This is a genomic window from Rhizobium album, assembly GCF_003122325.1.
In the GTDB taxonomy this organism is placed as follows: Bacteria; Pseudomonadota; Alphaproteobacteria; order Rhizobiales; family Rhizobiaceae; genus Metarhizobium; species Metarhizobium album.
In genome coordinates, this window is sequence record NZ_QFBC01000002.1 from 773,997 (window position 1) to 793,963 (window position 19,967).

General features: G+C 63.4%; 19 protein-coding genes. 5 read left to right on the forward strand and 14 right to left on the reverse strand.

What is annotated here, in order from left to right; all coding sequences use genetic code 11:
• Nucleotides 1-16 precede the first annotated feature (16 nt).
• The 4 genes from DEM27_RS07900 to DEM27_RS07915 all read right to left on the reverse strand — a co-directional run bounded on the left by DEM27_RS07900 (nt 17) and on the right by DEM27_RS07915 (nt 4,381).
• Nucleotides 17-1,114, reverse strand: a complete 1,098-nt coding sequence (locus tag DEM27_RS07900; RefSeq protein ID WP_109457636.1) for an ABC transporter ATP-binding protein — start codon at nt 1,112-1,114, stop codon at nt 17-19.
• Between the two features lie 6 nt (nt 1,115-1,120).
• Nucleotides 1,121-1,987, reverse strand: coding sequence for a carbohydrate ABC transporter permease (locus tag DEM27_RS07905; protein WP_109457637.1), 867 nt, complete (start codon nt 1,985-1,987; stop codon nt 1,121-1,123).
• 1 nt (nt 1,988) lies between these two features.
• Entirely contained in the window at nt 1,989-2,882 is an 894-nt protein-coding gene (locus tag DEM27_RS07910) for a carbohydrate ABC transporter permease (RefSeq protein ID WP_109457638.1), read from the reverse strand.
• A 179-nt stretch (nt 2,883-3,061) separates the two neighbouring features.
• Entirely contained in the window at nt 3,062-4,381 is a 1,320-nt protein-coding gene (locus tag DEM27_RS07915; RefSeq protein WP_109457639.1) for an ABC transporter substrate-binding protein, read from the reverse strand.
• Between the two features lie 181 nt (nt 4,382-4,562).
• Here DEM27_RS07915 and DEM27_RS07920 point away from each other — a divergent pair, with 181 nt between their 5' ends.
• The gene (locus DEM27_RS07920; protein ID WP_109457640.1) at nt 4,563-5,351 is read left to right on the forward strand and encodes an IclR family transcriptional regulator; all 789 of its coding nucleotides are present in this window, start codon (nt 4,563-4,565) and stop codon (nt 5,349-5,351) included.
• A gap of 143 nt (nt 5,352-5,494) precedes the next feature.
• The gene (locus tag DEM27_RS07925) at nt 5,495-6,334 is read left to right on the forward strand and encodes an amidohydrolase family protein (RefSeq protein ID WP_109457641.1); all 840 of its coding nucleotides are present in this window, start codon (nt 5,495-5,497) and stop codon (nt 6,332-6,334) included.
• Nucleotides 6,335-6,381: 47 nt separating this feature from the next.
• On the opposite strand, the gene DEM27_RS07930 is transcribed toward DEM27_RS07925, so the two are convergent.
• The 8 genes from DEM27_RS07930 to DEM27_RS07965 form a co-directional block, all read right to left on the reverse strand.
• Nucleotides 6,382-7,356, reverse strand: a complete 975-nt coding sequence (locus DEM27_RS07930; protein WP_245445712.1) for an ABC transporter permease — start codon at nt 7,354-7,356, stop codon at nt 6,382-6,384.
• Nucleotides 7,353-8,315, reverse strand: a complete 963-nt coding sequence (locus DEM27_RS07935) for an ABC transporter permease (RefSeq protein WP_109457643.1) — start codon at nt 8,313-8,315, stop codon at nt 7,353-7,355. The genes DEM27_RS07930 and DEM27_RS07935 overlap by 4 nt, the downstream gene beginning before the upstream one ends.
• Nucleotides 8,312-9,058 carry an ATP-binding cassette domain-containing protein gene (locus tag DEM27_RS07940; RefSeq protein ID WP_109457644.1) on the reverse strand — a complete coding sequence of 249 codons (747 nt, stop codon included), beginning with the start codon at nt 9,056-9,058 and terminating at the stop codon, nt 8,312-8,314. The genes DEM27_RS07935 and DEM27_RS07940 overlap by 4 nt, the downstream gene beginning before the upstream one ends.
• A complete protein-coding gene (locus DEM27_RS07945) occupies nt 9,051-9,788 on the reverse strand; it encodes an ATP-binding cassette domain-containing protein (protein WP_109457726.1) in 738 nt (245 codons plus the stop codon). The genes DEM27_RS07940 and DEM27_RS07945 overlap by 8 nt, the downstream gene beginning before the upstream one ends.
• Before the next feature lie 106 nt (nt 9,789-9,894).
• Nucleotides 9,895-11,082, reverse strand: a complete 1,188-nt coding sequence (locus DEM27_RS07950; protein ID WP_109457645.1) for an ABC transporter substrate-binding protein — start codon at nt 11,080-11,082, stop codon at nt 9,895-9,897.
• A 37-nt stretch (nt 11,083-11,119) separates the two neighbouring features.
• Nucleotides 11,120-12,238, reverse strand: coding sequence for an extracellular solute-binding protein (locus DEM27_RS07955; RefSeq protein ID WP_109457727.1), 1,119 nt, complete (start codon nt 12,236-12,238; stop codon nt 11,120-11,122).
• A 20-nt stretch (nt 12,239-12,258) separates the two neighbouring features.
• Complete coding sequence (locus DEM27_RS07960) at nt 12,259-13,422, reverse strand: CaiB/BaiF CoA transferase family protein (RefSeq protein WP_109457646.1); 1,164 nt, start codon at nt 13,420-13,422, stop codon at nt 12,259-12,261.
• 6 nt (nt 13,423-13,428) lie between these two features.
• Nucleotides 13,429-13,980, reverse strand: a complete 552-nt coding sequence (locus DEM27_RS07965) for a MaoC family dehydratase (protein ID WP_109457728.1) — start codon at nt 13,978-13,980, stop codon at nt 13,429-13,431.
• 236 nt (nt 13,981-14,216) lie between these two features.
• Here DEM27_RS07965 and DEM27_RS07970 point away from each other — a divergent pair, with 236 nt between their 5' ends.
• A complete protein-coding gene (locus DEM27_RS07970; RefSeq protein WP_109457647.1) occupies nt 14,217-15,317 on the forward strand; it encodes a lactonase family protein in 1,101 nt (366 codons plus the stop codon).
• A 53-nt stretch (nt 15,318-15,370) separates the two neighbouring features.
• Here DEM27_RS07970 and DEM27_RS07975 read toward each other — a convergent pair whose 3' ends face one another.
• Nucleotides 15,371-16,255, reverse strand: a complete 885-nt coding sequence (locus DEM27_RS07975; protein WP_109457729.1) for a DMT family transporter — start codon at nt 16,253-16,255, stop codon at nt 15,371-15,373.
• Between the two features lie 166 nt (nt 16,256-16,421).
• Here DEM27_RS07975 and DEM27_RS07980 point away from each other — a divergent pair, with 166 nt between their 5' ends.
• Both DEM27_RS07980 and DEM27_RS07985 read left to right on the forward strand, forming a co-directional pair.
• Nucleotides 16,422-17,333 (forward strand): FkbM family methyltransferase, encoded by a 912-nt coding sequence (locus DEM27_RS07980; protein WP_109457730.1) that lies wholly within the window; start codon nt 16,422-16,424, stop codon nt 17,331-17,333.
• Between the two features lie 42 nt (nt 17,334-17,375).
• Nucleotides 17,376-18,548, forward strand: coding sequence for a DUF3095 domain-containing protein (locus DEM27_RS07985; protein WP_109457648.1), 1,173 nt, complete (start codon nt 17,376-17,378; stop codon nt 18,546-18,548).
• Here DEM27_RS07985 and DEM27_RS07990 read toward each other — a convergent pair.
• On the reverse strand, nt 18,538-19,881 hold the full coding sequence (locus DEM27_RS07990; RefSeq protein WP_245445714.1) for a nucleotide sugar dehydrogenase: 1,344 nt from the start codon (nt 19,879-19,881) through the stop codon (nt 18,538-18,540). The genes DEM27_RS07985 and DEM27_RS07990 overlap by 11 nt on opposite strands.
• Nucleotides 19,882-19,967: the final 86 nt, after the last annotated feature.

Here is a 19,967-nt window from a genome sequence, read left to right on the forward strand (position 1 = left end):
GATCGTTCCTCCCTAATCAAAGCGCCAGCGATTTGCCGGTTTCGGCCGAGAACAGATGTGCCTGCGACAGGTCGAAACTCATCTGCAGCCGTTCACCGGTTTTCAGCAGCCGCGGGTTCAGCATGCGCGATACCCATTCGCGGCCGGCGAATTCGACAAACACCAGCGTTTCGTTACCGAGCGGCTCGGTGATGACCACGGAGACTTCGTTGTGATGCACGTCCGCGTCCTCGCCGGAATGCAGGCCGTGGCCCGTCGGGAAGATGTCGTCGGGACGCAGGCCGAAGACGACCTGCTGGCCGTCCTTGACGCGGTCCTTGAACTGCACCGGCAGCGGCAGGCTGTCGCCATTCTTGAAGACGAGCTTGCCCGCTTCGACCTTGGCTTCCTCGATGTTCATCGGCGGTGAGCCGATGAAGCCGGCAACGAAACGCGTGGCGGGCTTCTTGAACACCTCGTCCGGCGTGCCCACCTGCTCGATGTAGCCGTCGCGCATGATGACGATGCGGTCGGCAAGCGTCATCGCCTCCACCTGGTCGTGGGTGACGTAGATCATCGTCGACTGCACCTTGGCATGCAGCCGCTTGATTTCGGTGCGCACCTGGGTGCGCAGTTTGGCGTCGAGGTTCGACAGAGGCTCATCGAACAGGAAGACATCCGGCTGGCGGACGATGGCCCGACCCATGGCGACACGCTGGCGCTGGCCGCCGGAGAGCTGCGCCGGGCGACGCTCCATCAGGGCTTCGAGGCTGAGGATCTTCGCTGCCTCGTTGACGCGTTCGTCGATCTCCGCCTGCGAGCGCTTGGCGATCTTCAGCGAAAAGCCCATGTTTTCACGCACGGTCATGTGCGGATAGAGGGCGTAGGACTGGAAGACCATCGAGATGTTGCGGTCGCGCGGCGGCAGGTCGTTGACGACGGTATCGCCGATGGAAATCTCGCCGCCGGAAATGTCTTCCAGGCCGGCGATCATGCGCAGCGTCGTCGATTTGCCGCAGCCGGACGGGCCGACCAGCGCGATGAATTCCTTGTCCTTGATGTCGAGGTCGATGCCGTGGACGATTTCCAGCGCGCCGTAACGCTTGACGAGTTTTTTGAGAGAAACCTGAGCCATGACGGATCAACCCTTGACCGCACCGAACGTCAGACCGGAGACGAGGTGCTTCTGAATGATAAAAGTGAGAGCGAGCGCCGGCGCGATCATCACCACCGCAAGGGCGCACATGCCGCGCCAGTCGATGGTGAATTCGGCCGTGTAGTCGAGCAGGCCGACGGGCAGCGTCTTCGAATTGATCGAGCGGGTCAGCTGCGAGGCGAGCGCATATTCGTTCCAGCAGGTGAGGAACGAGAAGATGCCGGCAGATGCGATGCCCGGGCCGGCCAGCGGGAATTCCACCTGCCAGAAGGCCTGCCAGCGGGTGCAGCCGTCGATCTGGGCTGCTTCGGCGAGATCCTTCGGCACCTGACGAAAGAAACCGTCGATCAGCCAGATGCTGAAGGGCACGTTGAGCGCCACATAGGTGAGGATCAGGCCGAAATGCGTATCGATGATGCCGAGGCGCGAATAGACGATGAACAGCGGCAGCGACAGCGCGATGCCGGGCACCGACCGGGTCAGCATCAGGCCGAGGAAGGCGCCGGACTTGCCCTTGAAGCGGAAGCGGGCGAAGGCGTAACCGCCGGACATGCCGATGGCGAGCGCGATCACCGTCGAGGTGACCGAGATGATCAGCGAGTTGCGGAAGTAATCCCAGACCGGAATACCGCCCTTGCCGACGCCGCTGAACATGGCGCTATAGGCTTCGAAGGTGATTTCGTTGGGAATCCACACCGGCGGCTTCGCCATGATCTCGACGGTCGGACGCAACGAGCTCAGCACGATCCAGAAGCCGGGAAGGCAGATGACCAGCATCGCCAGGAACAGGCCGACCAGATAAAAGAAATTGAGGATACGGCGCTTCAGGCGCTGTTTGGAATTGCGGTCCATCTTACCACTCCGCTCCGATCTGGGTCCGGGCTGCGGCAAGCTTCCGGAAGAAATAGATGGTGAAAACGATCGACAGGATGATCGAGATATAGGCCATGGCGGTGGCGAGACCCATCTGCGCATCGGCATAGGCGGTGCGGCCGACCAGCGTCCAAATCAGCTCGGTACGCCGCGCCGGGCCGCCGTCCGTCATGATCTTGACGATGTCGTAGGCGCGCGCGATGTCGAGCGAGCGGATGGTCATGGCGATATAGGCGAAGGGCATCAGGAACGGCCAGGTGACGTACCGGAAGGTCTGCCACGGCGTGCAGCCGTCGACGCGGGCGGCCTCGACCGGCTCCTGCGGCATGGCGAGCAGGCCGGCGAGGATGAGGATGGCGAAAACCGAGGTCGACGACCAGATTTCTGCGACCGAAATGGCAAACAGCGCCAGGTTGCCGTCGATCAGCCACGGGATCGCCTGATCGGTGAGGCCGAGCGATTGCAGCGCATTGTTGATCAGGCCGACATTATCGTTGAACATGAACTTGAACTGGAAACCGACCAGCACCGGCGAGAACATCATCGGGAACATCATCGCCGTGCGCAGCGCCCGCTTGCCATAGGTGGCCTTGTTGACCAGCATGGCAAGGCCGAGGCCGAACAGCATTTCGAGGTTCAGCGCAATGGTCAGAAGCACGACGGTGCGCAGGAAGGCCGCCCAGAAGACCCAATCCGTCAGTATCCGCTGATAATTGCGGAAGCCGGCCCAGACGAACAGCGACGCGGGCTTCGTCAGCCGGAACGGCGTGAAACTGGAATAGAGCGACAGAAGCAACGGGAAAAGCACGACTGCCACCAGCACGATGATGGCCGGAAGCAGCAGCAGGACCGGTGGAGATATTTTTCGAAACATGTTTGACACCCATCCCGACGTGTTCTGATGGCGATCAGACCCTGCGCCGCGGCTCGTGCCGGAGCGACCAGGGGTGCACAGCCATATCTCAAGCATGGCCGCGACGGGAATGCTCGTTCCTGTTCATCGGCAGAAACCCGCGGCCGACAAGGCCGCGGGCATCCATGGAAAGCAGCGATTTAGAGTTCGCCGGCGTCCTGCAGGACCTGCAGCGCCTTTTCGGCGGCAGCGTCCAGCGCTTCCTTCGAGGTCTTGTCGCCGAGGATGGCGGCCTGGAGCTCGGGATAGACGACGTTGGAGATCTCGATCCACGACGGCGTCTGCGGCACGGCGAAGGCACCCTTTGCCGTTTCCTGGAAGGCCGTCAGGGCTTCCTTCTTGTAAGGATCGGATTCTGCCTGCTGCAGGTCCCAATCCCAGACAGCCTTGCGGGTCGGCAGCGTGCCGTTGGCAGCTTCGATCTTCTGCGAGTCGTCGTTGGTCAGGAACCAGACGAGCGACGCGGCAGCTTCCTTGTTGGCGCAGTTCTCGGTGACCGAGAAGCCGTGGTGGCCGGACCAGCCGGTGCGCTTGCCGGAAGAACCGGCCGGGGCAACCTTCACGCCGACATTGCCGGCAACCTTGGACGACTTCGGGTCGTTGAAATAGGTCGCCCAGCCAGGCCAGTCGAGGTTGACGGCGATGGTGCCGGAAGCAAAGCCTGCGCCGAGCTCATCCCAGAGGTAGTTGGTCGTGCCGGCCGGGACGGCCTTGGCCTTGTAGAGGTTCACGAACCAATCGAGCGCGCGCACGCCCGCTTCGGAATTGAAGGCCGGCTTGCCGTCGGCATCGAGATATTCGCCGCCTTCAGCGAGCAGCATTTCGTAGAAGCGGCCATTGATCGCCTCTTCCTTGCCGGCAAACTGCGTGCCGTAGAAGTTCGGCGGATCGGAGAAGAACTCGGCCTGGTCGGAAACCTGCTTCCACGTATCCGGCGGCGTCAGGTCGTAGCCGTACTTGGCCTTGAATGCCGTCTTTTTGGCTTCGTCGGCATAGAGGCTCTTCTGGTAATAGAGAGCCGAAACGTCGAACTGCGCGCGCGGCAGCATGACGAGCTTGCCGTCGATCGTCGACGACTTGATGTTGGCTTCGACGAACTCGCCGATGACCTCAGCCGGCAGCAGGCCGTTCAGGTCCGCGTAGAGATCCGGATACTGCGGCGCGAAGGACGAATGGTTGGAGCCGACGCACCAGCTGATCGTGCCCGAAGCGATGTCCGACTTGATTTCCTTGTCCAGCTCGAAGTGGTTCTTCTTCGAGAGGACGTTGACCTTGGCGCCCGTGGCTTTTTCCCACTCGGCGATGCGCGCGTAAAGCGGCTCGTACTGCTGACCACCGATCAGCTTGGCGTCGATCGTGACGCCGTCGAATTTCCCGGGCAGATCCGCGGCAACGGCCGCTTGCATACCGCAGGCCAACAGAACAGCGCCGGCAGCAACGCCGGATAGCAACTTCTTCATCTGGCTCCTCCTCATCCCACCGTGCGTGATTGCACGGGTCAGCTCCCATATTCTCATTTGTGAGAACTTCATTTATATACAAAACAAGAAATACCGTTTGCGTCAAGCCTGAACTTTCGCTTCCCGGCGGGAAATTATGCGTATATGGAGATGATTATTCACATAAGAGGAGGAGCCAGACATGGAGACCGATGACGACCGCTACCGCGCACCCGCGCTGGACAAGGGCCTCGACATCCTGGAACTTCTTGCTGGCGTCGATGGCGGCCTGACGCAGGCCGAAATCTCCAAGCGCCTCAGCCGCAGCCCCAACGAGTTCTACCGCATGCTCGACCGGCTGGTGCGGCGCGGCTACGTCACCCGCATCGACGGCGACCGCTATTCACTGACGCTGAAGCTGTTCGGCCTGGCGCAGTTGCATGCCCCGGTGCGGCGCCTCGCATCCTACGCCACGCCGCTGATGCGCGACCTGGCGCAGAAATCGAAGCAGGCCAACCAGCTCGCCGTCTTCGACCGCGGCTCCGCCGTTGTCATCGCCCAGCAGGAAGCGCCGGATTATTGGGGCATTTCCATTCGCGTCGGCTCGCATATCAGCCTTTTCGACACCGGTTCCGGTCATGTCCTCCTGGCATTCCGCTCCCTGGAAGAGCGTGAAATGATGATCTCCGAACATGTGCGCAGCCGTGAAGAGGTAAAACTGACGCCGGAATTCTACGCCCGCCTCGACCAGATCCGCGAACGTGGCTATGAGATGATGGCCAGCGCCCAGACGGCCGGCGTCTACAACCTTTCCGCTCCTATTCTCGGCCCGGACGGACGGGGGATCGCGGCATTGACCGTGCCCTATATCACCCTCGTCAATGCGCCGGCCGCACCGGATATCAGCCGCACCATTTCCCTGTTGCAGGAAACCGCATCGCAGCTATCGCTGCTGGCCGGTTCGGACGTGCCGACACCCGCTGAAAAGTGAACTTCATATTTGGGTGCAAGTGGAAAAGGCCTGCATTTTCAAGCGGCACATCGCTGGAAAATGACACCTTTGCTGAAGAAACTCTTATTTGAATAAATCATTTCCATGTGGGATAATGACCGGGAACGCTGGGAGGAGCCGCCATGATCATCGACACGCATCTGCACATCATCGACAAGGCGGCCCTCGCCTATCCGTGGCTGTCCTCCGTGCCGCCGCTCGATCGCGATTTTCTCTACCGGACCTACGAGACGGAGGCCAAACGTGTCGGCATCTCGACCACCCTGCATATGGAGGTCGATGTCGATCCGGCGGAGCAGGAAGCGGAGACGGCGTATGTCCGGCGGATCGCCGCGGAAGATGGCAGCCTGATCCGGGGCGCCATTTCCGCCTGCCGGCCGGAGGAGGACGGGTTTGCTGCCTTCCTCGAGCGCCAACAAGCCAATCCCTTCATCAAGGGTTTTCGCCGCGTGCTGCATGTCATGCCGGACGAACTGTCCCAGCAGTCACTCTTTCGCGAAAACCTGCAGCGGCTGTCCGGTACTGGGCTGACGTTCGATCTCTGCGTTCTGCCGCGGCAGCTGCCGCTGGCCGCCGCCCTCGCCGATCTGGCGCCGGACGTGCAGTTCATCCTCGATCATTGCGGCGTGCCGGACATTCGCGCCGATGCCCGGCATCCCTGGCGGGAAAACATCACGGAGATTGCCCGGCGTCCGAACGTCACGGCAAAAATCTCCGGCGTGGTCGCTTATGCGGATTCCGAGAGCTGGGTGGCTGAAACATTGCGTCCCTATGTGGAGCACACCATTGGCGCCTTCGGCTGGGACCGGGTCGTCTGGGGCAGCGACTGGCCGGTCTGCACGCTGGGCGGCGGGCTCTCCACATGGGTGGCGACGACACATGCGCTGATCGCCGGCGCCAACGAAGAGGAGCGCACGAAGCTGCTCTCGGGGAACGCCAGACGGATCTGGTCGCTCGCCTGATTTTCTGGCGAGATGGCGCGGCTCCCGGCGACGAGGAGCCGCCGGCCTCAGATCGTCGCGCTGACGTGCCGCTCGCGGCCATAAAGCGACACGAGCAGGATGATGATCAGGCCGAGCGCCGCCTGCACCATGGCCGGCTGGAAGCCGAGGCCGATCAGCAGCGTATTGATCTCCGTCAGCACCAGCACGCCGGCGATGGTGCCGAGATAGCTGCCCCGCCCGCCGACCAGCGCCGCGCCGCCGACGACAACGGCGGCAATCGTCTGGAACAGGTAAGGCTGACCGACATCGCCATAAGCAGAGCCGGTAAAGCCGAGCAGCAGCACGCCGGCAACGGCGGCAAAGAAGGCGCTGAGCGCAAAGGTGATCACCCACATCCTGACGGGATCGATCAGCGCCAGCGGCGCCGCGCCGGGATTGCTGCCGAGCGCATAGAGCCGGCGGCCATAGGGTGAGCGCGCCATCATCAGGATGATCAAGGCCGCGAGCACGACAACGCTCGGCACCAGCCATGGCACGGGAAGCGGCCCGGCCGAGCCGCCGATGGAAACGAAGGCGGAAACCGCCGACGGCGCCGAACCGGAAGGGAAACCCTTGGTCCACAAAAGCACGCAGCCCTGCACGACCATGCCGGCCCCGAGCGTGACGATCAGCGGATGGATATCAAGTTTCCTCGACACATAGCCATTGAAGGCGCCGATCAGCGCTGCCATCACCGAAACCAGCAGGCAGACAAGCACAAAATTCCAGCCGTCGCCATAAAGCTGCGCCGCCACGACATTGGCAAAGCCGATGACGAAGGGAATGGAGAGGTCGATGCCGCCGAGGATGACCACCAGCGTCTGGCCGATGGAGGCAACCGCCAGCAGCGCGGCGATCACCAGCATGGCGCGGATTGCGAAGGGCGACGAATAGCCGGGAATGGCGAGTGTGCCGATCAGGTGCAGCAGTGCCGCAATGACGAAGGCGCCGAAGACACGGCCGTTGGTGCTGGCGAGGAATGTCTTGAGTTTGGCCATCATGCCCGCTCCCTCTTGGCAGCCCGTTCCTGCACCGCCGTCAGGATGACGGCGGCGACGAGGATGGCGCCATAGGCGATCTGCAATACATAGGTGGAGACGTTGAAGGAGGTCAGCACGCTCTGCAGCAGGAAGATATCGATCGCGCCGATCGCAGCACCAAGCAGCCCTCCCCGCCCGCCGGCAAGGCTGACACCGCCGAGCGCAACGGCGGCAACGGCGATCAGTGTATAGGTCGCGCCGATGTTCGGATCGGCCGACCCGATCAGCGCCGTCAGCATCAGGCCGGCAACGCCGGCAAAGGTGCCGGTGATGACATAAGCGATGAAGCGCACCTCGGTCACCGGCACGCCGGCCGTATAGGCGGCACGGTCATCGCTGCCGATCGCCATCAACTGGTCGTAATAGGGCAGGCGCCGGATGCCCCACCAGGCGAGGAAGATCGCCGCCAGCGGCAGGATCGACAGCGGTCCCGACATGGATTTCAGCCAGGCCGGCGCCGGGCCGATCGGTGCCGGCAGGATCGTCAGCGTCACGCCGGTCAAAACCAGATAGGTGCCGAGCGTCGCGACAATCGGCTGGATGCGAACGATGGTCGTGAGAAAGCCGTTGATCGCCCCGATCGCAGCCCCCGTCAGCAGCGCCGCCGGAATGAGCACGAAGGGCGAGGACATCCCCGCCTTGAGGAACAGCGCCTGGATGACGATGGCATTGACGAAGCCCATGGTCGGCCCGACGGAAATGTCGATGCCGCCACGACCGCCGAGAATGACGGGGGCAGACGCGAGTGCTGCCCCGATCAGCGGCGCCGCAAGCCCGATCAGCGCTCCCCAGGCCGCCGGATGGAAACGCGCCGGATTGAGAACCAGATTGACCGCCAGCAACACCACCAGCAGCAGTGCGGCAAAACCCATGCTGCGCCAGAGCGCCGCCGACCTGGAAGAATAACCGTCCGTACTCATGCCGCCCGCCCGAACATTGCCGCGATCACACTCTCGGTCGTCATCGCCTCACCCGTCATTTCCGCCGCGATCTCGTCATCGCGGAACACCAGAACCCGGCCGCACAGCAGCAGGATCTCCTCGATCTCGCTGGAGAGGATGACCAGCGCCATGCCGTCCCGGGCCAGATCGCGAAACACATCGTAAAGAACATGCCGCGTCGCGACATCGACGCCGCGCGTCGGATCGTTGAGCAGCAGCACTCCCGGCTCCAAAGCCAGGGCGCGCGCCAAAAGCACTTTCTGCTGGTTGCCGCCGGACAGCGTGGTGATCGCTGCATCCGGCCGCGGGGCGACGATCGACAGCCGCTGCCGGTAGACGTCGTAACGCTGCCTGCGGCTTTGCGTGTTGATCAGGCCGAAACGCGCATCGCGCTCCACCGTCGAAATGGCGAAATTGTCGAGCACGGATTGCGTCGGGAAAATGCCGGTGGCCCGCCGGTCGCGCGGCAGATAGGCAATGCCATTGGCAACCGCCGTGCGAAATGAGGTGACCGTCGTCCGCCGGCCGGCCCGGTCGAGCACGACATCGCCGGCAACCGGCTCCTTGAGCCCGGACAGCACTTCGAGGAACCGCTCCTGGCCATGACCGTCGAGCCCGGCAAGCCCGACGATCTCTCCCGGCCGGATGGCCTGGGAAAAGGCGGAAGCGCCCTTGCGAAGCGAAAGATTGCGGACATCGAGCGTCAATGCATCGTCAGGCATGGGAAAGCTCCTCGGCAGTCTGCGGCGCCATGGCCTTGAGCAGTTCGGCAGGCGTCGAGACACCCTTGTCCTCGCTGCGCACCACCTTGCCGCCGCGCAGGATCGAGATGCGGTCGGAAAGGCTCATGACCTCATCCATGCGGTGGGTGATGAACAACAGCAGCGATCCCTCCGCCGCCAGTTGCCGCATCAGCCTGAAAACGGATTCGCGGTCGGCATAATCGAGCGCGGCGGTCACCTCGTCGAGGATCAGGATGCGCGGGCGCCGGACGACGGCCCGGGCCAGCACGATCAATTGCTGCGCGGCAAGCGGCACCTGGCCCGCCGGCGCATCGAGCGGCACCTCGGTCACGGCGAACCGGGACAGCGCCGCAGCCGCCGTTTCCCGCCGTTTTTCACGCGGCACCTTGCGATGGACAAGGCCGTCGAGGCCAAGGAGAATATTGTCGGTGACCGTGCGGTCCGGCGCGATCAGCACCTCCTGGAATACGGTGGCAAAACCGGCCGCCTGGAAATCGGACGGACCACGGCCGGAAAAGCCGCGCCCGTCGAGCGTGACGGTTCCACCATCCGGCTGGACGATGCCGGAGAGCAGCTTCACCAGCGTGCTCTTGCCGGAGCCGTTTTCTCCAAGGATCGTATGAACGGTGCCGGCGCGAAACGCGATCGTGGCCCCGGAAAGGGCCACCGTCTCGCCGTAGCGCTTCGACAGGTCTTTGATTTCAAGCATCGCAATTCCAGTCCGGAGGCGGCCGCTTTCGCGGAAGATCCTCACGTTGTCTTCCAGGTGTCGCCGCTACCCCTTCTCCCCTCGGGGAGAAGGGGCCATCGTCAGCTTACTTGGCGCAGGCGTCCGGCGTCTTGGAATAATCCCAGCCGATCGTCGGCTTGGCGCCGTCGAAATAGGCGTCCATCAGTTCTTCCGGCATCGGATCCTGCGGCGGAACCGGGAAGACCGAAACGGCGTCCGGCGTCATGCAGTCCTTGTACCAGTTGCCGAGATCGGCATTGTGCACGGCCGGGATCGGGATCATCAGCGTGTTCAGCTTCGGCTTCTGGCCGTCGAGCATGCGGGCGCCGACGCGGAACAGCGTCTGGGCGGTCCAGTGCGGCAAGAGCGCATGGCCTTCGAAGCGGTACTTGTCCGGGTTGGCCTTCCAGTAGCCGAGCGCGTCCCCGGTCAGCGAACCGGTGATCAGCGGCGCCGGGCGACCGGCTTCCGCAAAGGCTTCGGCAACGACGCGGCTTTCGCTGCCGGTCGTCCAGACGGCATCGATCTGCGCCGGATTGGTGGCGATCGCCTGCAGCACGACCGTCTTGGTGACGTTGGCCGTCCAATTGCCGTTGACGCTGCGGGAGACCTTGAGCTTGGCGTTTTCCGCCAGCGCCTTGTCGCCGCCCTCGCGCTCCTGCACGACGATCGGATGGCCGGCAATGCCCTCGACGAGCAGCACGTTGCCGCCGTCGGGCAGTTCCTTGCCGATCGCCGCCATCATGTCGTAGCCCCAGCGGGCATAGTTGGAATCGACGTTGATGGCGTTCGGGCTGGTGACCGAACCGGCCGCCGTGATGAACGGAATACCGGCCTTGGCTGCAGCATCTATGGCGTCATCCAGCGCCGTCGCGGACCCCGGGATCGAGGTGATGATCGAGCAGCCCTTGTCGATGAAGGCGCGGATCTGGTTGATCTGCTGGCTGGCATCGTTATTGGAGTCGGAGACTTCGAAGCTTGCCACCGTGCCGTCGGCGATCAGGCCATCGACCAGGCGCTTGAGTTCCGTGGTCACCGTCACGCGCCACGGATTGCCCTGGTAGGACTCAGAATGGCACCACTTCCAGGGCTTGGCCGGCGGCGTGTAGCTGTCCCAGGCGGACGGCAGCACCTTCTGCGGCGCGCCGTCATATTGCGCCTTCAGGAGATCCGGGAGACCCTGGATGACCCCGCTTACATCCTGCGCCTGCGCAAACGTGGCCATCGACAGGATGGCTGTCGCGGCCAGCAAGCCGCGCATCATCGTCCTCATGTTTTTCTCCTCCACTGTGTCCGGCCCTCCGCCGGGATTACTTTGCCTTGAAACTTTCACCGAACAGCCGGTTCAGGTCCTTCACCACGGTCCCGGCCTTCTCCTTGCCGAGAAGGCCGGCATTGATGCGGTCCGATGCCGCCTGCTGGAAGTCCATGTAGCCGTCATGGCGCGGCCGTACCCAGGCGGCTTCCAGCGTCGCCCGCGTGCCGCGGTAGAAATCGCTTGTGGCGGCGTTGACGGTGTCGTCTTCCCAGGCCGCGGCATGGCCGGGCTGCCCGCCAGCTGCGGCATAGGGGCCTTTCTGCACGTCGCCGCTGGCGATCCAGTAGGTGAAGTCCAGCGCTTCCTTCGGCGACTTGGTAAAGGCGGACACGGCAAGACCGGTGCCGCCGAGCGCAGAACCGACAGGCCCCAGCGTGCCGGCAACCGGAATGTCGGCGAACTTGATCAGTTTTGGCCGAAAACCCGCGATCGAATAAGAAAGATAACCGTAGATCAGCGGCGAGCAGGCAATCGTCGACCCCGGCTCCGCCATCGTCTCGAATACGGCGATCGGGTCCATGCCGAAGCAGGCCGGATCGACCAGCGCCGCAATCTCGCGCATCATCTCGAAGATGGTCGAACCGGTGTCGAGATCGATGAGATCGCCCGGGCCTTCGGTGGCGCAGGCTTTGCCGAGATTGCCGCTCAGCGTATAAAAGACCATCAGCGTATGCGGCGGACGCAGCGGCAGCAGCACCTGGCCTTGGCGGGCAAGCGCCAGCATGTCGTTCCACGACGTCGGTGCGGCCTCGACCAGGTCCGGTCGGAAGGCCTGAACCTGGGTGGCGGCATCGACGGGGAACGCCCACTGCCGGCCCTGCCAGTTGTAGCTCGGATAGGACGCGCCGACGCTGGCATCGGCCAGCGCCTTGCGTTCGGCCTCGCGGCCTTCGACATCCAGCGGCAACAGGCATTTTTCATTGGTGATCTGGCCGACATGCGGGTGATCGATGATGATCATGTCATAGGCGCGCGCCAGTTCCTCCACCGGATAGGTCTCGAAATCCTGCAGCGAGCGCTTGTCCCACTCCACGGTGACGCCGGTCTTTTCCAGCCAGAGTTTCGAGCAGGCGACCATGGGATCGTAACCGCGCGGATGGCTCCAGGTCATGCCTTTCAGCGTTACGTTGCTCACAGGCCGAACTCCTCGCGAATGGCCGCACTCTGCTCACCGATGCGGGGAGCGGCGCGATCGAATTTCGGACGCTGGCCGTCGACACGGATCGGCGAACGGGTGGTGAGGATCGAGACATTGTCTTCGCGGGTAACCGTCTGCAGCATGTCGAGGATCTGGAAGCCTTCGCTTTCCAGGAGTTCGCTCCAGTTCAGGACCTTGGCGCACCAGATATCGGCGGGCTCGAGGATCGCCAGCCATTCGTCGATGGTCTTCGTCGCGATGTGCCCGGCAATCAGCGCCTTGATCTCGTCGCGGGAGGTGAACCAGGTGGACGGCTGATCGCTGTAGGCGGCCAGCGTCTCCTCCATGCCGAGCAGCGCCGCAAGCTTCGGGATCGGCGTCATGGCGATCGCCAGGTAACCGTCGGCCGCGTGATAGACACCGTAGGGCGCCGAAAGATAGGCATGGGCGCTACGGACGTTCGACCGCTTCGGCAGGCGCCGACCGTCGTTCAGGTGCGTCGTCAGCACTTCGAACTGGAAGTCGACCAGCGCCTCCAGCAGGCTGGTCTCGACATGGCTGCCCTTGCCGCTGATGCCGCGACGAACCAGGGCCGCCAGAATGCCCTGGCAGGCGGCAGCACCCGCCAGCATGTCGCCGATCGCCAGGCCGAACGGCACCGGACCCTGGCTCTCGTCGCCGTTCAGCCACATGACACCGGAGCGGGACTGCGCCAGGAGATCCTGGCCCGGACGCTTGACCCAGGGGCCGTCCTCGCCATAGCCGCTGATCGAGGCATAGACGATCTTCGGATTGATCTCCCGGACCGCATCGTAATGCAGGCCGAGGCGCTTGATAACGCCGGGGCGGAAATTCTGGATGAGAACGTCAGCCTTGGTGATCAGCGTCCTCAGGGCCTTGAGATCCTCGGGGTTCTTGAGGTCGATCGCCAGGCTTTCCTTGGCGCGGTTGATGGCGTGGAAGATCGTCGAATCGCCACCGATCTCGGTGTCGCTCAGATAGAGCCGGCGCGACAGGTCGCCGCCATCGGGGCGTTCGATCTTGATGACGCGGGCACCCAGGTCCATCAGCCGCAGCGAACAGTAGGGCCCGGACAGGAACTGGCTCATGTCGACGACGACAAGGCCCGACAGCGGCAATTCATTCTCGGCAGTCATAATCTCTTACTTCTCGGTTTTGCCGATGAAATCGGCCGGATTCTTGTATTTCACCGTCTGCAGGTGCTCGCAGTAGAGGACAAGTTCGCCCTCTCCCTTGAAGACTTCGTAGCTGGCCCGGATCAGGCCCATCTCCCGGTACTTCGGCTGCTTGTCGAGATTGGTGCGGATCGCATAGACCGTGTCGCCGATGAACACCGGCTTGATGAAGCGCAGCCGGTCGTAGCCGTAGGAAAACGCATTGATGCAATTGGTGGCGACAAGGCCGAGGCCGGCGGAAAAGACGAAGGCGCCGGCAATCAGCCGCCGGCCGAAGATACCTTCGCTTTCCGCAAACATCTGGTCCTGCACATAGGGATGGATGTCGGTCACCAGCGTGTTGAACAGGTGGCTGTCGCCTTCCGCCATGGTGCGGCGCAGCGAGCGGATCTTCTGGCCGACCGGCCAGTCCTCGTAAAACCAGTTCTCGGCATTCCACACCGGCAAGGCGGCATGCTCGGCCGGCATGTTCTTCGGATGGGTGGAGGAAACGCCGACGGTCGGCGCGGACGCGGTCATGCCGCCGCTCCAGCGCAACCTGAAAAGCGAACTGAAATCCGCCTTTGCCACACGGATGCCTGATGGCTTCCCATGGTCTCTCTCCTCCCAATATCTTTTTATGTGAAGATTATTTTCACATATGGATTGCATTTGCAAGACCTCTCCGTGAATATGTGACTGGTCAGGCGGGGCGCGACGGGGGAGAAACGGTTCCGTGGGCCGCATGATTCGGCCAACGGGATTCGGGAGGAAAAATGGGCGCGACTTATCTTGCCTTCGTCGGCACGCTGAACCGCGAGGCTCCGTATTTTCAGGGCGCACGCGGCAATGGTCTTGCCGTCTTCAGCTTTGATGAAGAGACACTGGCGATAAATAAACTCGCTGAAGCGCCGGAGATCGAAAATCCGACCTTCCTGTCGGTGAATGCGGCCGGCACGCATGTCTATGCCAACTCCGAAATCTTCGGCTGGAAGGAAGGCCTCGTCACCGCCTTCCGCTTCGATCGCGCAGCCGGACGGCTCGATTACATCAACATGCAGCCGTCTCTCGGCAGCATCACCGCCCACAACACCGTCAGCAGCGACGGCTCGAAACTGCTGGTCGCTAATTACGGCATGGGCGAAGGCGGACCGGACCGATCGGTCGTGGTCTACGGCATCCGTGCCGATGGCGGCCTGACGCCACCGATCGGCAGCATCGCCCAGCGCGGCACCGGCCCGGACGCAAGCCGCCAGGAACGCAGCCACGCCCACAGCGTCACACAGCTTCTGTCCGGCAATCTCGCCGTCGTCGCCGATCTCGGCACCGACACGCTGACGACCTACAGGCTGGATGCCGATGGCGCGCTGACCGAGGTCGCCAAGACCGGCACCGCCGCCGGCGCCGGCCCGCGCCATGTGGCGCTGCATCCGAACGGCCGCCTGCTGTTCCTGATGAACGAGCTGAATTCGACGGTCGCGAGCTTCGGCCTCGATCCGCAGACCGGCGTGCTGACGCCGATCGACGAGCAGCCGGCCGTGCCCGCGCAGGCGCGCGCCTCCAACCATTGCGCCGATATCCAGATCTCGCCGGACGGGCGTTTCCTCTACGGCTCCAACCGGGGACACGACAGCATTTCCGTCTTCGCCGTCGATGGCGAAACCGGAACGCTCAGCACGGTCGGCTTTTTCCCCTGCGGCGGGGCGACGCCGCGCAATCTGGCGCTGACGCCCTCCGGCCGCCACGTGTTCTCCGCCAACCAGAATGCCGACCGCATCTCGATCTTCGCCCGCGACGCGGAAACGGGGACGCTGACGGATACGGGCAAGGCAATCGAGATCGGCACGCCGATGTGCGTAAAATTCTCGGTGGAATGAAAGAAGAGCGTCCGGCGGAAGCTTGACGCTTCCCTCACTCTTGGCCGGCCTGGCTATTCGGCCTTGGCCGCCGCCCGGCGCGCGACAACGCTTTCGCGCCAGACGGTGAAGATGCCGGCGGCCACCACCACGATCGACCCGGCGATCATGTTGATCGTCAGGGTCTCGCCGAAAACCGTCGTGCCCATGATCGATGCGAAGACGAGCTGGAGATACATCAGCGGCTGGGCCGCCGCCGCATCGAGGATATCGTAGGCGCGGATCAGGAAATAATGGCTGGAAATGCCGGTCATGCATAAAAGCAGCATCCACAGCCAGTCGCCCGGCGACATCCATGTCCAGAAGAAAGGACCGATCAGCGTCATCACCGCCGCTCCGCCGACGCCGGTGTAGAAAAAGCTGGTCATCGCCGGATCGTCGCGGCTCGCCATGCGGGTGGTGATGACGTAAAGGGCAAAAATCACCGCCGCGACGAGCGGAATGAGCACCGTCAGGCGCGGAATGCCATCCTGCGGCGCCAGGATGATCAGCACGCCGACCAACCCGGCGCAGATCGCCGTCCAGCGCCGCCAGCCGACCCTTTCGCCGAGCAGCGGCATCGACAGGAGCGCGACGATCAGCGGGCCGGAGGCAAAGATCGCCTGCGTGTAGGCAAGGCCGACGACGGCGAACGAGGTGATGGCGATGACGATCTGCACCGCAAGCAATATGCCGCGCGAGACCTGCAGAAACGGCCGCTTCGTCGCCGCCGCTTTCCTGAGGCTGCCAGAGGTGCGCGATGCGAGGACGACGGCAAACACGGCGAATGCCCAGAAGCGCAGCATGGTGATGAAGATCGGCGGATAAGCGCCGCCGAGATGCTTCGAAATACCGTCCTGCATCGCAAAGATCACGATTGCCACGAGGGCGAAGATATAGCCGCGGGATTTAAGAGACATGATGCTGCTGCATATACCCTCGACGAAGAACCGCAGCACAAAAAACGCAGCCTTCCGATCGCCACGGCGTATTTGTCGGGCAACGGTGCATTGCAGCATCACCTGCCCGCAGCGGGCGCCACTCCGGGGGAAGACGCCGTGCCGGCGGCATGCTATGGCGCAGGCGATGAACACTCCTCGTGCGCATGACAACCGCCTGTCGGCGGCCACCAGAAGACTGCGACGCCGGCTGAAGAAGATCCGGAATGCCCTCGCGCGGCGTTTCTTCGACACCCGCTTCGGCCGCGAACTGCTGATCAGCGCCATCGGCGGCCGGGTCACGGCGATGACGGTCGATTGCGGCGACCATGCCATGACCTTCGATCCCGGCGACTACATCGGCCGCAAGATCTTTCGCAAGGGCCATTTCGAGCGACCGAATGTCGAGCGGCTGCTTGCGGTGCTGCGGCAACGTGGCCTTCCCCTCGATGGCCGCGCGATGCTGGAACTCGGCGCCAATATCGGCACGCAGACGGTCTATTTCAGCCTGGCGAACATCTTCCGCCACATCGTCGCCGTCGAGCCCGATCCGCGCAACCATCGCCTGTTGCAGGCCAACATCGCCCAGAACGGCCTGGAGGCCCAGGTCACCGCGCTGCGATATGCCGTCGGCGAGCGGCACGGGGAGATCGATTTCTTCCAGCACCGCAACAACCACGGCAAGAGTAGCGCCCTGCGCCAGAGCCCCGACGACATCCAGATCACGGTGGCGGTGCGGCCGGTGGATGAAATCCTCGCCATGGCGAATGTCGCCGCCGAGGATATCGGCCTCGTCTGGATGGACATCGAAGGTTACGAACCGGCGGCCTGCCGGTCGATGGGGTTTCTGATGGCACGGCAGGTGCCGCTCTACATGGAGTTTTCGCCGGTCTTCTACGGCAGGCAGGCAACAGTGGAATTCGTCCGGCTGCTCTCGCGCTTTTACGGCGTCTGCATGCTTTTCGATGAGGACGGCATCCGGCCGATAGCTGTCGGCGACCTCGTCTCGATCGAAAAACAGGCCGACATCCTCCTGCTTCCGCCGGATGGCCGCGACTGATTGGCCATCGCTCCGGCACTCGGATTGTGCTAGCCTTGAGCCATGACCCAGACCTTGGCGACAGACGCGTTCGACGCACCGATCCTCACGCAGTTCGAAGGTGTTGCGGACATCGGCAATTATACGCCCCTGCCCGCCGGCTGGGTGCTGGCGATTGCCGATATCGTCGATTCCACCGGCGCCATCGCCGCGGGTCGATACAAGGATGTCAACGTGGCCGGCACCGCCGTGATTTCGGCCATCCTCAACGCGCTCGACCGCCATGACCTGCCTTTCGTCTTCGGCGGCGACGGCGCCATGGTGGCGGTGCCGCCCTCGGCCACATCGTCCGCCACCAAGGCGCTGGCCGCCACGCAACGCTGGGTCGGCGAAGAACTTGGCCTGACGATGCGCGCCGCCGTCATCCCCGTTGCCGATATCCGCCAGGCCGGCCAGGATGTGCGGGTCGCCCGCTTCCAGGCCAGCGAATACGTGACCTACGCCATGTTTGCCGGCGGCGGCGCCAGTTGGGCGGAAGCCCGCATGAAAGAGGGGCTTTTCGCCATCACGCCCGCGCCCGCCGGCACCCGGCCCGACCTCCGCGGCCTCTCGTGCCGCTGGAATCCGATCCGCTCCCGCCACGGCCTCATCGTCTCGATCATCACCATTCCCGGCGACCGTGACGACGGTCCGGCCTTTCGTGCCCTGGTCACCGATATCATTGCGCTCGCCGCCGGCGAGGAGCGCGAAGGCCACCCCGTTCCGGAGGACGGACCGCAGATCGGCCTGTCACGCGCCGGTGTCCGGTCGGAAATCAAGGCGACCGCACCGGGCGGCATGACATGGAAGCGGCGGCTGCGCATCCTGGCGGAGCACCTGTTGATCGTGATGCTTTACCGCACCGGCCTCAACCTCGGGCGCTTCGACGCCGCCCGCTACAAACGCGACCTTGCCGACAACAGCGACTTCCGCAAGTTCGACGACGGGCTGAAGATGACGATCGACGTCGATGCCGACCGGCTTCGTCGGATCACCGAACGGCTGGAGACGGCATCCCAGGCCGGCATCTGCCGCTATGGATTGCACCAGCAGGAATCGGCCTTGATGACCTGCCTGGTGCCGACCCCGCTGCAGCGCGACCACATGCATTTCATCGACGGCGCCGCCGGCGGTTATGCCGCCGCCGCCAGCGCCCTCAAGCGCAAGTCCCAGCCTGCGACAGCCCTTACGCCTTGACGATGTTGGCGCCGCTTAGGCCGCGCTTTTGAAAAACGTTGCGGGTGTCGACGATCAGCGGCGACCAGCGGGCGAGCGCCGCATAATCGACGTCATCGTGATCGGTAGCGATCAGCACCGCATCGAAACCCTTGACCGCATCTTCGCTGAGCGTGACCGACTTGCGCCCGCGCAGGAAGGCATATTCCCGCGTCGGCGGGATTTCCGCGACGTGCGGATCGTGATACCCCGTCTCGCCGCCACGTTCCTCGATCAGTTCGATGAGTTTCAGCGACGGGCTCTCGCGGGTATCCGGCACGTTCTTCTTGTAGGCGAGCCCGATCACCAGCACCTTGGAGCGGCTGAGCGCCTTGCCGGCCCGCCGGTCCAGCGCTTCCGCAAGCCGGCCGACGACGTGGCGCGGCATGGCGGAATTGATTTCCCCGGCAAGCTCGATGAACCGGGTCGGCAGTTCGTATTCGCGCGACTTCCAGGTGAGATAGAAGGGATCGATCGGGATGCAGTGCCCGCCGAGACCGGGACCGGGATAAAACGGCATATAGCCGAAAGGCTTGGTCTTGGCCGCCTCGATGACCTCCCAGACATCGATGCCCATCGCCTCATAGACGACCTTCAATTCGTTGACGAGCGCGATGTTGACGGCACGAAAGATGTTTTCGGTGAGTTTGACCGCTTCCGCCGTGGCATTGGAAGACACCGGCACGACCGTCGTCACGGCCGCCGCATAGAAGGCATGCATCACGGCGGAGGCGGCCTCGCCGTCACCGGCCACCACCTTGGGAATGCTGGAGGTGGAAAAATCGCGGTTGCCCGGATCTTCGCGCTCCGGCGAAAAACCGAGGAAAAAATCCTGGCCGGATAAAAGCCCGGTTTCCTGCAGGATCGGCCGGACGACATCATCCGTCGTGCCGGGATAGGTCGTCGATTCCAGCACCACCAGCTGCCCGGCCCTGAGCGTGGCGGCAATCTGGCGCGAGGTCTTGACGATGAAGGAGAGATCCGGATCGCGATGCCGCGTCAGCGGCGTCGGCACGCAGATGACGATGACGTCGCAATGGGCGAGGAAGGCAAAATCGGTGGTCGACCGGAACCGGCCGGCAGCACTTTCCGCCGACAAGACATGATCGTGTACGGCCTCGATATAGGAGCGGCCGGCATCCAGAGCGACGATCTTCGACGGGTCGATATCGAACCCGGTGACGGTAAAGCCGGCACGCGCGATGGTCATCGCCAGCGGCAGCCCGACATAACCGAGGCCGATGATGCCGACAGTGGCCGACCGTTGCGCGATGCGGGAAAGAAGGTCGTCTCGGAGAGCGTCTGCTCGGGTCACGGTATCCAACATATCTGCCCTTTGGAAGGAATTGCCGTCCAGTTGGGGGCAAAAAAGCCGGCTGTCAAGGATGTCGAACCCGCGCA